The following is a 12,163-nucleotide window of genomic DNA, read 5'->3' as shown; positions in this document are numbered from 1 at the left end:
TTACTTTAGGTAATTCTCCCACATTGGAACCTCATGACCAAATATAGCCTTCGCGCACGGATGATGATCTTGATTCTGGCACCGACGTTAATGATCGGTTTGCTGCTCAGCACCTTCTTTGTGGTGCACCGCTACAACGAGTTGCAGAACCAGCTGACAGACGCCGGAGCCAGCATTATCGAACCTCTGGCGGTCGCGAGTGAATACGGCATGACGTTCCGAGAACGCGAACCGGTGAAGCGCCTGATCAGCCGCCTGCACCGCAATCATTCAGATATTGTCCGCAGTATCAGCGTTTTCGACGGCGACAACAAACTGTTCGCCACCTCCAACTCGCTGCGCGAAGGCAGCCCGTTGCAGGTGAAAAGTGTCGACGATATTCCGCGCAGTCTGACCAAAGTCCGCGCCGGCGATATGTTAATCCTGCGCACGCCGATTCAGGCCGAAAACCACACGGAAACGGATGATGAAGCGTTCAGGATGTCGCAGGAACACATGCTGGGCTATATCGCCATTGAGCTGGATTTACGTTCCGTGCGCCTCGCGCAATATCAGGAAGCGTTCGTTTCCACCATGCTGCTGTTGCTGTGTCTCGGGATCGCCACCCTGTTTGCTTACCGCCTGATGCGCGACGTCACCGGCCCCATCCGCAATATGGTCAATACGGTTGACCGTATCCGCCGTGGCCAGCTCGACAGCCGCGTGGAAGGCAATATGCCGGGCGAGCTGAGCATGCTGAAAAACGGCATCAACTCGATGGCAATGTCGCTGACGGCGTATCACGAAGAAGTGCAGCAGAACATCGATCAGGCCACGTCAGATTTGCGTGAAACGCTTGAGCAGATGGAAATCCAGAACGTCGAGCTGGATCTTGCGAAAAAACGTGCGCAGGAAGCCGCGCGTATTAAATCTGAATTCCTGGCCAATATGTCCCACGAGCTTCGTACGCCGCTGAACGGCGTGATTGGCTTCACCCGTCAGACGCTGAAAACGCCGCTCTCGCCAACGCAGGCGGATTACCTGCAAACCATCGAGCGTTCCGCGAACCACCTGCTGACCATCATTAATGACGTTCTGGACTTCTCGAAGCTGGAAGCCGGCAAGCTGGTGCTCGAACATATTCCCTTCGCCCTGCGTGAAATGCTCGACGAAGTGGTGATCCTGCTCGCCCACACCGCGCATGATAAGGGGCTGGAGCTGACGCTGAACGTCCACAACAACGTGCCGGAAAACGTTCTCGGCGACCCGATGCGCATGCAGCAAGTGGTCACTAACCTGCTGGGAAATGCGATTAAATTCACCGAAAGCGGCAACATTGATATCAATGTGGAATTGCGCTCGCAGAATAATTTGCAGGTGGAACTGGAAGTGCAGATCCACGATACCGGCATCGGGATTTCCGAGCGCCAGCAGTCGCAGCTTTTCCAGGCCTTCCGCCAGGCAGATGCCAGCATCTCACGCCGTCACGGCGGCACCGGTCTGGGGCTGGTCATCACCCAGCGTCTGGTCAAAGAAATGGGCGGCGACATCAGTTTCTACAGCCAGATCAACCGCGGTTCGACGTTCTGGTTCCACGTCACGCTGGAACTCAATGAAAACCGCCACGTAACGCCGGTTTCCATGAGCGGCCTTGAAGGCAAACGTCTGGCGTACGTCGAAGCCAACCCGGCGGCGGCGAAAGCCACGATGGAAATCCTGCAAGCCACACCGCTCGATATCACCCACCGCACCACGCTGGCGGCGCTGCCGGATGCGTATTACGACATGATGCTGTGCAGCATTCCGGTCAAACCGGATCAGACGCTCTCCGATTACGACGGCAAACTGAAAAAAGTGCTGAGCATGACGCGCCACCTTCTGCTGGCGTTGCCGAGCCAGTTCCAGGTCGATGCCGAAGAACTCAAACGACGCGGCGTGCAGGCTTGCCTGATCAAACCGATGTCCAGCATCCGCCTGCTGCCTTTGTTGCTTAAAGAACAACAGACCTCGGTCAGGGTGATCAACAACGAAGAAGGACGGACCTCGCGCCTGCCGCTGACCGCGATGGCCGTGGACGATAACCCGGCGAACCTCAAACTGATTGGCGCGTTGCTCGAAGAACTGGTGGAAACTACCGTGCTGTGCCACAGCGGTGAGGAAGCGATTGAAGTCGCGCGTCATACGGATCTGGATATTATTTTGATGGATATTCAGATGCCGGATATCGACGGTATCCGCGCCAGCGAAATCATTCACCAGATGGCGCGCCACGCTAATACGCCGGTCGTTGCGGTCACCGCGCACTCGCTGAGCGGCGAACGCGAACAGTTGCTGAAACTTGGCATGGATGATTATCTGGCGAAACCCATCGACGAAAGCATGCTGAAAAATGTGCTGTCGCGTCATCATTCTCATCAGACGCAGCTGAATTCGCCGTTACAAACCGAAGAAAAACTCGCGCCAATCAGCACACTCGACTGGCAGCTGGCGCTGAGCCAGTCCGCCAATAAAGTCGCGCTGGCGCAGGATTTACTGCAAATGCTGGTGGAGTTCCTGCCGCAGGTGACCGAGAGGGTGGAAGCCGTTACGCGTAACGAGCCAGATAACGACATTCTGGCGCTTATCCATAAACTGCACGGCAGTTGCAGCTACAGCGGCGTGCCGCGCCTGAAACACCTGTGTTTCTACATCGAACAACAACTGCGTCAGGGCGTGAGCGTCGATGCGCTGGAGCCGGAATGGTTCGAGCTGCTCGACGAAATCGAAAATGTGAAACAGGCTGCGGTGGCATATCTGCCGAGGTAAATCCGCAAAAGAAAACGCCCGGTCATGCCGGGCGTTTTGGTTTCCGCAATCAGCGCATCAGAACCAGGTTTTCACCGCGCCGGTGACATCCCATTGTTCATTGACCAGCAATAACTGACGCCATTTGTCGAACGTCAGGCACGGATGGCAGATATCGAACACCAGCATATCGCCGACTTTCAGATCCGCATTTTCCGGGATCGACATAAACGCATGCTGATCCATCATCGCGTAAACCTTCCAGTCGTCAGGTGCAGGCACCACCGTGGTGTAACCGGCCTGCGTGGCACTGCGCGGACGGAAATGCCCGGCGGCTTTCGGATAACCGGCGTCATAACCTGCATCGCGCTTACCTAAGGCGATAATCGCCCTGCCCGGTTCCGGCAAAGACTGCACCGCCGCCCAGACCTGCAACGCGGGCTGTAAACTGCTGTTCATTTCACGCGCCACCGGATTGCTGGTTTGCATACGTTCCAGCGCCGCCTGATACGCGCCTACGTCGTGCGTGACGTAACAGCCCGAACGCAAAATGATATCCAGCGTATAACGCTTTTGCGCATCCAGATGCGGATCTTCCCGCGTCAGTTCTTCCGCCACTACGTCAAACCAGGCCGAACCGGCACCGGTCAGAATCACCGTCGGTTCAGCGAATTCCCCGGCCTGCGCCAGCACTTCGGTGCGTGCCAGAACATGACGCAGAAAAGTGCGGATCACCGCTTCGTCGTTGCTGACTCCTTCATAAAGTTCGACGCCCACCAACGCCAGCGATTGCGGCCAGCGCTTCACGGCGGCGAGAACATCGGCTTCCTGCTGATCTGTGCGGATCCCGGTGCGGCCACCAGCAATCCCGTATTCAAACATGATCCGCAATCTGAGTTGCTGCCCCGCAAAATAGTGCCCGAGCGCGTCCACATTTTCGGCAGAATCCACAATACAGGTGAAATCAAAATCAGGATCTTCGCGCAGCAGTCCAGCGATCATCGCCATATTGCCTTTGCCGACCAGCTGATTCGCCATAATCACTTTTCGGACGCCGTGCTGAAATGCCGCGTTGACCTGCGGCGCGGTTGCCAGCGTGATGCCCCACGCGCCGTATTCCATTTGCAGCTGATACAGCTCGGGGCTCATGGTCGTTTTGCCGTGCGGCGCCAGTTTCAGGCGGTAGCGCTGGATAAATTCACGCATCCAGGAAAGATTGTGTTCGATTCTTTCTTCAAGCAGAACGGCGACCGGCAGGCTGACGTCTTCACGCAGAATATTCCAGCCCTGCGCACGGATATCGCCCGTCAGCGCACCGGCTTTCAGCGTTCCTAATCCTTTGGTTTGAGTTTCTACCGGCTGCTTCGAAAAATCAGTCTCTGACATGCGTGTTTTCTCATTGGCGAATGTCTCTAAAACCTAACGTAAAATCACCGCAAATAAAATACAAAAACCGGCGCAGGCTGGGCCTGAACACCGGTTTTTTATACTGACTGTTTCAGCTCAGAGTTTTTGCGATAACTTAATGGTGGCGGCAATATTGCGTGCCGACTTGCGCAGATTGTCTGCGGCATTTTTCAGGGCCTCTTCCAGCGTACACACGCTGTAAAGCACGCTGAAAACGGCGTCCAGTCCGTGGCTGTAAACAACATCCACATCTTTGGTCAGGCTGCCTGCGATACCAATGACAGGTTTGTTATAACGCTTGGCGACCCGCGCGACACCAATCGGCACTTTACCGTTGATGCTCTGGCTGTCGATACGCCCTTCGCCGGTGATAACCAGCGTGGCGTCTTTCACCAGCGCATCAAGACCCAGCGCGTCCGTGACAATCTCAATGCCCTGACGAAGTTCAGCATGGCAGAATCCGAACAACGCCGCGCCCATTCCGCCTGCCGCGCCGGCACCCGGAACATGCTCAACGTCAATGCCCAGATCCTGTTTGATCACCAGCGCATAATGATGCAGATAGCCGTCAAGCTGTTCGATCATTTCCGGCGTCGCACCTTTTTGCGGCCCGAAGATCGCAGAGGCGCCGTCTTTTCCGGTCAGCGGATTGGTGACGTCACAGGCCACTTCGAAGCGGCATTTTTTAATTCTGGGATCCAGTTCGCTGATATCGATATGGTGCAGTTTTTCCAGTTCGCCGCCACCCTGACCAATTTGCTTGCCGTCTTTGGTCAGCAGTTTTGCGCCCAGCGCCTGCATCATGCCTGCCCCGCCATCATTGGTGGCGCTGCCGCCGATGCCAATAATGCAATGCTTCACGCCATGATCGAGGGCGGAATGGATCAGCTCGCCCGTGCCGAAAGAGGTGGTTTTCAGGGGATTACGCTGCGCGGCAGGCACACTTTCCAGCCCGCTGGCGGCCGCCATCTCAATGAAAGCGATTTTTTCATCCCCGGATAGCCCGAAGAAGGCTTCAAGCGGCGTGCCCAGCGGCCCGGTGACAGTCACCTTAACGACGCGGCCCCCGGTCGCCGCCACCATCGCTTCAACGGTGCCTTCGCCGCCATCAGCAACCGGCAGTTTGACGTACTCCGCCTCGGGGAAAATCTCACGGAAACCACTCTCGATGGCTTTTGCCACATCCAAAGCAGTCAAACTTTCTTTGTATGAATCCGGTGCGATCACTATTTTCATAAAGTCATTACCTTCATAAACTGCACGCGCCGATGTGGAAAAGCGTCCTGTCAGTTTTGCATCCTGCCTGAAGGGAAACGCGGCCTGTTTGACGATTTTCGGCCACGTTGCCACCGCAGACTAACGGGTAACTTCAACCTTCGCTAAGGTTTCATAATAGCGTGCAATGGCGCTATGGTCAGATTGCCCGTGACCATCCGCTTTCAGTGCCTGCATCATTTCCATGACCAGCGAGGTCAGAGGCAGCTGCGCGCCGACGCCATGAGAAGTGTCCAGTGCATTGGCTAAATCTTTGATATGCAAATCGATGCGGAACCCCGGTTTGAAGTTGCGATCCATCACCATCGGCGCTTTTGCTTCCAGAACTGTACTTCCCGCCAGACCGCCGCGAATCGCCTGGAAAACTAAATCAGGATCCACGCCCGCTTTGGTCGCCAGAACCAGCGCTTCGGACATTGCCGCAATGTTCAGCGCCACAATGACCTGATTCGCCAGTTTGGTGACGTTACCTGCGCCGATATCACCGGTATGCACCACGGAACCGGCCATGGATTTCATGATTTCATAACATTTGTCGAAGACCGCTTTATCACCGCCGACCATGACGGACATGGTGCCGTCGATGGCTTTCGGTTCGCCGCCTGATACCGGCGCATCGAGCATCGCGATTTCTTTCACGGCCAGCGCCTGGCTGATTTCACGGCTGGCCAGCGGTGCGATAGAGCTCATGTCGATGAAAATCGTGCCCGGACGCGCGCCCTCAATCAGGCCATTTTCACCCAGCGCCACTTCTCTGACCTGCGGTGAATTCGGCAGCATGGTGATGATGACGTCAGAAAGCGCCGCGACGGCTTTCGGTGTTTCCGCCGACGTTGCGCCCAGTTTCACCACTTCGCCGACCGCGTCCTGATTACGGTCCATCACGACAACCTCATAACCTGCTTTCAGCAGGTTTTTGCTCATAGGTTTGCCCATGATGCCTAAACCAATAAAGCCAATTTTCATTCGGGTATCCTCTTTATATTGATGTGATGAGACCGGTTCACTTGGTGAAGCGATCGCACAGCGCCTGAGTACCGGCGCGGAAAACGCCTAGATCACTGCCGACGGCAACAAAGGTTGCGCCCCAGTCCAGATAGCGACGAGCATCCGCTTCAACCGGTGCCAGAATGCCGCTGGCCTTGCCGTGTGCTTTTGCACGTTCAAAAATGTGACGGATTGCCGCCTGAACTTCCGGGTGCCCGGCATTACCGAGATGTCCCATGGCCGCAGCCAGATCGCTCGGGCCGACAAAGATGCCGTCGATGCCGTCAACGGCCGCAATCGCATCAAGGTTGTCGACGCCTTGCTGACTTTCGATCTGCACCATCACCGCGATGTTGTCGTTAATACTGGTGAAATAATCCGGCACGGTGCCGAACATATTGCTGCGGTGAGAAACCGAAACGCCGCGGATCCCCGCTGGCGGATAACGGGTAGAGGCCACGGCGCGCTCAGCCTGTTCCTGCGTTTCAACGAACGGGATCAGGAAGTTGTAGAAACCGATATCCAGCAGACGTTTGATGACGACCGGATCATTAAATTGCGGGCGCACAACCGGCGCACTGCGGCTGCCTTTCAGCGCCATCAGCTGCGGAACAAACGTCGTGACATCATTCGGCGCGTGTTCGCCATCAAGCAGCAGCCAGTCGAAACCCGCCACACCGAGCACTTCTGTGGAGATCGGGTTGCACAGCGCTGACCAGCAGCCAATCAGGGTTTTCCCTTGCAATAAGTCCTGGCGGAACCGGTTTGGAATCATTTGATTACTCATCTCTAACCTCGTTATGGAGCGGGAGCCGGAGTGCCCGGAAAACCCGCCATCGCAATTTACTGTTTTCGAGTTTCAGACGTTTAGGTTCAGCCGCATCGGGCCGGAGCTGAACTCTCATGTTGTACATCACACTATTTATGCAGAATTCTTCGCAGGAAAAAATTCAGTTTTGGAATACTGTTTTATTTTTCTACTTTCTATTATTTCCTGCGAAAAAAACTTATATAGCACCCGCATTTCTTGCATTTACCCTTGCGTTAAATTAGCTCCCAAGGTGTTCCAAAATGCTTCCGGAGAGCCAATACAGTATAAAAAACAGGGCTCAAAATAACACTGTGCAATCGCACAAGAATGAACGATGTTATTGTGACTATTCTTTTGCATCCACACATCAGCGTGGGAGGAGAATCACAGATTGTGAAAACCTGATATCCCTGCAAAACAAAGGGTGATGTTCATCACATTTAATCTGTCACCTGCCCCACAGAATGACGCTCTGCGGGCAAAAAGCTAGTCAGTTGCACAATGAGCTTCCGCCATCAGTCCTTTATAATGAACTCCCTCTTCCGTACGGACAGCAAGAGTGTCAGCGTAACGTTCAGAGAATTACCTGAAGCCTTCTTTCGGGATATTTAATAAAGCGGAGACAGTTATGTCACGTAATAAAGATAAAGAACATGCTACCGAAGCGCTTTTTATAAAGGTTCACGAAAGCGATAACGTTGCTATTATTGTTAATGACAATGGTTTAAAGGCCGGCACCCGATTTTCTAACGGTCTGGAATTAATTGAGCATATCCCGCAAGGCCACAAAGTGGCTTTAACCCCTATTGCGAAGGGCGGCGATATAATTCGTTATGGTGAAGTCATTGGATATGCCGTTCGGGATATTGCGCAAGGCGGCTGGATTGATGAATCCCTGGTAGAGCTGCCGGTTGCGCCGGAACTCAACAGCCTGCCGCTGGCGACACGCGTCCCGCAACCGTTGCCGCCGCTGGAAGGTTACACCTTTGAAGGTTATCGCAATGCCGACGGCAGCGTCGGCACGAAAAACCTTCTGGGGATCACCACCAGCGTTCACTGCGTGGCGGGCGTGGTGGATTACGTGGTGAAAATCATCGAGCGTGATTTATTGCCCAAATTCCCCAATGTTGACGGCGTTGTCGCGCTCAATCACCTTTACGGCTGCGGCGTGGCAATCAACGCGCCCGCTGCCATTGTGCCGATCCGCACTATCCACAATCTGGCGCTGAACCCGAATTTTGGCGGCGAAGTGATGGTCGTCGGGCTGGGTTGCGAGAAATTGCAGCCGGAACGTCTGCTGGAAGGTACGCCGGACGTGCAGGCGATTTCGCTCGATGACACCCACATCGTGCGTTTGCAGGATGAACAGCACGTCGGCTTTCAGTCGATGGTGGACGATATTCTCACCGTCGCGCAGTTCCATCTCGAACGCCTGAACCGCCGCCAGCGCGAAACCTGCCCGGCGTCGGATCTGGTCGTCGGCACACAATGTGGCGGCAGCGACGCGTTCTCAGGCGTCACGGCGAATCCGGCAGTCGGTTTTGCATCTGATCTGCTGGTGCGCTGCGGTGCAACCGTGATGTTCTCCGAAGTCACCGAAGTCCGCGACGCCATCCATCTGCTGACACCGCGCGCGGCGGATGTGGATGTCGGGAAACGCCTGCTGGAAGAAATGGCCTGGTACGATAATTACCTGTCGATGGGCCAGACAGATCGCAGCGCCAACCCGTCACCGGGCAACAAAAAAGGCGGTCTCGCGAACGTGGTCGAAAAAGCGCTCGGCTCGATTGCCAAATCCGGCACCAGCGCTATCTCGGAAGTTCTGTCACCCGGACAGCGTCCGACGAAAAAAGGCCTGATCTACGCCGCCACGCCTGCCAGCGATTTTGTTTGCGGGACGCAGCAACTGGCGTCAGGTATTACCGTGCAGGTGTTCACCACCGGTCGCGGTACGCCCTACGGCCTGCTGGCGGTTCCGGTCATTAAGATGGCAACGCGCACCACACTGGCAAACCGCTGGCATGACCTGATGGACATCAACGCAGGCACGATTGCCACCGGCGATGCCACCATCGAAGACGTCGGCTGGGAGTTGTTCCGTTTTATTCTGGATATCGCCAGCGGCCGTAAGAAAACCTGGTCAGATACCTGGGGTATCCACAATGCCCTCGCCGTATTCAACCCGGCACCGGTGACCTGAGTTTTAGGGTTTCGGGAAGAATTTGCCCATCAGTTTTCTGGTGGGTAAAATTTTATTGCCTTTAAAAATATCAATTTCTCTTAACTGTTTATCCCTTTGTGATCTTCCTCTCGGTTACTTCTGCCCGACAAGTCTACCTTTGCCTGAATTTTAATAATCAATTGATTTAATTGTATTTATTTCAATTATGAGTATTTAAAAACTCTATCATTCTATCAATGATTCCATCAGTTAAAGGACTAACATCATGCCGGTCAATGGCACTCGTTTTACCTTCACTGCGGGCAGTACGCCTGAGAATACTTTCGCCGTAGTGAACTTTGAACTCTCCCAGTCTTATTCAGAGCTTTTCACCCTGCGCCTCACACTTGCCAGCACCGATCCGGCTATCGGATTCGAAAAGGTGCTGGACGAGAAAGCAACGCTCACCATCTGGCAGGGTGAAGAAATAAAACGACGGGTACGCGGGATCGTTGTGTTTTGCGAGCAAGGCGATACCGGTAAACATCAGACACTTTATCGAATGATTCTTCGCCCGGAGTTCTGGCGCAGTTCGCATCGCCGTAACTGCCGGAGTTTTCAGAATGAAGATATCGCGAACATAATCAGGCCGTTGCTCGAAGAAATGGGCATCCACAAGCACGACACTCTTTTCGGATCAGTACATGGTCGTCGCGAATTTTGCGTTCAGTTTATGGAGAGTGATTTCGATTTCATTTCCCGCCTGGTCGCAGAAGAAGGCATATTTTTTTACGAAGAAGAATCTCTGGAGTCCGGCACTCAGAAACTCACCTTTGCGGATAACTGTAGCGTACTGAGTAGTCAGGGAAGCCTGCCGTACAACCCAAATGCGGCCTCCGAGGTTGAAACTTATTGCATCAACAATTTCCGACGCAGTGCGCAGATCAGGCCTTCTCAGGTCACTACTCAGGATTACACCTTTACCGCCCCCAATTGGGCGGCCCGTTATCAGGAGCAATCTTCAGCGCTTAAGTATCAGCGGGGTATGTATGAGATTTTTGATTACCCGGGACGTTTCAAGGATGAGCAGCACGGTGAAGACTTTTCCCGTTATCAGATTGAAGGCTGGCGTAACAATGCTGATGTGGTCGTTGGCAGCAGCAACACCCCACAATTACAACCCGGGGTTTGCTTCTCCCTGACCGATCATCCCCGCGAAGATCTGAATGCAAAATGGCAGGTCGTTAGCACCGAAATGCGAGGCAATCAGCCGCAGGCTCTTATTGGCAGCGAAGGCCAGGGAACCAGCCTGAGTAATACATTTGAAGTGATCCCCGCCTCGACAACATGGCGGCCCGCCCCTCTTCCAAAACCAAGCATCGATGGCCCTCAGATTGCCATCGTCACCGGCCCGCCAGGAGAAGAAATTTTTTGTGACGAGCATGGCCGCGTTAAGGTGAAATTTGCCTGGGATCGCTATAACAAAGCTGATGATGGCAGCTCATGCTGGATACGTGTTTCACAGGCATGGGCAGGTACTGGATTTGGCAATATCGCCATCCCCCGTATCGGGCAGGAGGTGATCGTTGACTTCCTTAACGGCGATCCCGATCAGCCAATCATCACCGGCCGCACCTACCATGCCAGCAACCGTTCACCGGGTAGCTTACCTGGAACAAAAACGCAGATGGCGATCCGCTCCCAGACCTATAAGGGCAGTGGCTACAATGAGCTGATGTTTGAGGATGCCACAGGTAACGAATTGTTGTCGATGCACGCACAGAAGGACATGAAAACCAAAGTGCTGAACAACCGTAAAACTGATGTGGTGGCAAACCATACAGAAAACGTCGGAGGCAATCAGATAGTGACTATTACGAAAAACCAGATCCAAAATATCGGAGCAAACCAGATTGAAACCATCACAGCTAATCAGATTGTGAAGATTGATAAAAACCAGTCCGAAACCATTAAATTTTTTAAAACAGAAAACGTAGGTCTTATCAGTGCCTTAACGGTTGGCATGGCCTATCAGGTCAGCGTGACTGGCGTCATGAACACCACGGTAGGGGTCACACAAACCTCTCAAATCGGCGTCGCTAAAACATTGCTGGTAGGTTCGAATTACAGCGTTACTGCTGGAAAGAAAATGACAGTGAATGTAGGCAACAGGAAAACCGAAAGCGTGGGCAGCGTCTCGCTTTATTCCGCTGGTGATCATCTTGAGCTGGGCTGTGGGGGGGCAAAAATCGTACTGACCAAAGAGGGAAAAGTGTTTATCTCCGGTCTGGAAATTAATCTTCAGGGCACAAAGTTTGTCAACGCGGATTCTCTGCTGATAAACCTCAACTGCGGTGCATCAGCACCTGCGCCGCCCCCCCCGGCTGACACAGATACCGACAGTGACACTAACCAAAAAGGCTCAATTCCTCCATTAGCTATGGATTTTTAACACCTAAAAGGACTTACTCATGACAGGATTTCCCGCTGCACGTCAGCATGATATGACTGCCATCGGCGGCCCGGTTGTGCAGGGCTCACTGGGCGTGATGATTGGCGCGCCCACCGGCGTGGCATGTTCCGTCTGTCCCGGCGGCGTGCTGGAAGGCAGCCCCGTGAACCCGTCGCTCGGTGCAAAAGTTCTGCCCGGCGAGACCGATATCGCACTGCCCGCGCTGCTGCCCTTTGTGCTTTCGCGCAGCTACAGCAGTTACAAAACCGGCACGCCCGCGCCGGTCGGCATGTTCGGCCCCGGCTGG

The 12,163-nt window shown here is 54.1% G+C and carries 8 protein-coding genes; 4 read left to right on the top strand and 4 right to left on the bottom strand.

Annotated features, from left to right (window positions below):
• Window positions 1-33 precede the first annotated feature (33 nt).
• Window positions 34-2,784 carry a two-component sensor histidine kinase BarA gene (gene barA, locus IV433_RS24760; protein WP_195816433.1) on the top strand — a complete coding sequence of 917 codons (2,751 nt, stop codon included), beginning with the start codon at window positions 34-36 and terminating at the stop codon, window positions 2,782-2,784.
• Window positions 2,785-2,841: 57 nt separating this feature from the next.
• On the opposite strand, the gene IV433_RS24755 is transcribed toward barA, so the two are convergent.
• From IV433_RS24755 to garL, 4 genes are all read right to left on the bottom strand, one after another.
• Window positions 2,842-4,149, bottom strand: coding sequence for an amino acid deaminase (locus tag IV433_RS24755; protein ID WP_195816432.1), 1,308 nt, complete (start codon window positions 4,147-4,149; stop codon window positions 2,842-2,844).
• A gap of 117 nt (window positions 4,150-4,266) precedes the next feature.
• Window positions 4,267-5,406 (bottom strand): glycerate kinase, encoded by a 1,140-nt coding sequence (locus IV433_RS24750; protein WP_195816431.1) that lies wholly within the window; start codon window positions 5,404-5,406, stop codon window positions 4,267-4,269.
• A gap of 120 nt (window positions 5,407-5,526) precedes the next feature.
• The gene (gene garR, locus IV433_RS24745) at window positions 5,527-6,465 is read right to left on the bottom strand and encodes a 2-hydroxy-3-oxopropionate reductase (RefSeq protein ID WP_326838676.1); all 939 of its coding nucleotides are present in this window, start codon (window positions 6,463-6,465) and stop codon (window positions 5,527-5,529) included.
• Complete coding sequence (garL, locus tag IV433_RS24740) at window positions 6,449-7,219, bottom strand: 2-dehydro-3-deoxyglucarate aldolase (protein WP_195816429.1); 771 nt, start codon at window positions 7,217-7,219, stop codon at window positions 6,449-6,451. The genes garR and garL overlap by 17 nt, the downstream gene beginning before the upstream one ends.
• A 652-nt stretch (window positions 7,220-7,871) precedes the next feature.
• On the opposite strand from garL, the gene garD reads away from it, so the two are divergent.
• The 3 genes from garD to IV433_RS24725 all read left to right on the top strand — a co-directional run.
• On the top strand, window positions 7,872-9,443 hold the full coding sequence (gene garD / locus IV433_RS24735) for a galactarate dehydratase (protein WP_195816428.1): 1,572 nt from the start codon (window positions 7,872-7,874) through the stop codon (window positions 9,441-9,443).
• A 247-nt stretch (window positions 9,444-9,690) separates the two neighbouring features.
• On the top strand, window positions 9,691-11,856 hold the full coding sequence (gene tssI, locus IV433_RS24730; protein ID WP_195816427.1) for a type VI secretion system Vgr family protein: 2,166 nt from the start codon (window positions 9,691-9,693) through the stop codon (window positions 11,854-11,856).
• Window positions 11,857-11,875: 19 nt separating this feature from the next.
• On the top strand, window positions 11,876-12,163 hold a 288-nt coding region (locus IV433_RS24725; protein WP_195816426.1), incomplete at its 3' end, for a DUF6531 domain-containing protein.

It is taken from the genome of Rahnella laticis, assembly GCF_015644585.1.
In the GTDB taxonomy this organism is placed as follows: Bacteria; Pseudomonadota; Gammaproteobacteria; order Enterobacterales; family Enterobacteriaceae; genus Rahnella; species Rahnella laticis.
Note: the sequence above shows the minus strand (reverse complement) of the source record. Positions and strands in the feature narration are given on the sequence as shown.

Excerpts from the sequence above, each read along its gene's own strand:
- tssI (WP_195816427.1), top strand. The coding sequence starts at position 9,691 with ATGCCGGTCAATGGCACTCGTTTTACCTTCACTGCGGGCAGTACGCCT.
- IV433_RS24755 (WP_195816432.1), bottom strand. The coding sequence starts at position 4,149 with ATGTCAGAGACTGATTTTTCGAAGCAGCCGGTAGAAACTCAAACCAAA.
- IV433_RS24750 (WP_195816431.1), bottom strand. The coding sequence starts at position 5,406 with ATGAAAATAGTGATCGCACCGGATTCATACAAAGAAAGTTTGACTGCT.
- garD (WP_195816428.1), top strand. The coding sequence starts at position 7,872 with ATGTCACGTAATAAAGATAAAGAACATGCTACCGAAGCGCTTTTTATA.
- garL (WP_195816429.1), bottom strand. The coding sequence starts at position 7,219 with ATGAGTAATCAAATGATTCCAAACCGGTTCCGCCAGGACTTATTGCAA.
- barA (WP_195816433.1), top strand. The coding sequence starts at position 34 with ATGACCAAATATAGCCTTCGCGCACGGATGATGATCTTGATTCTGGCA.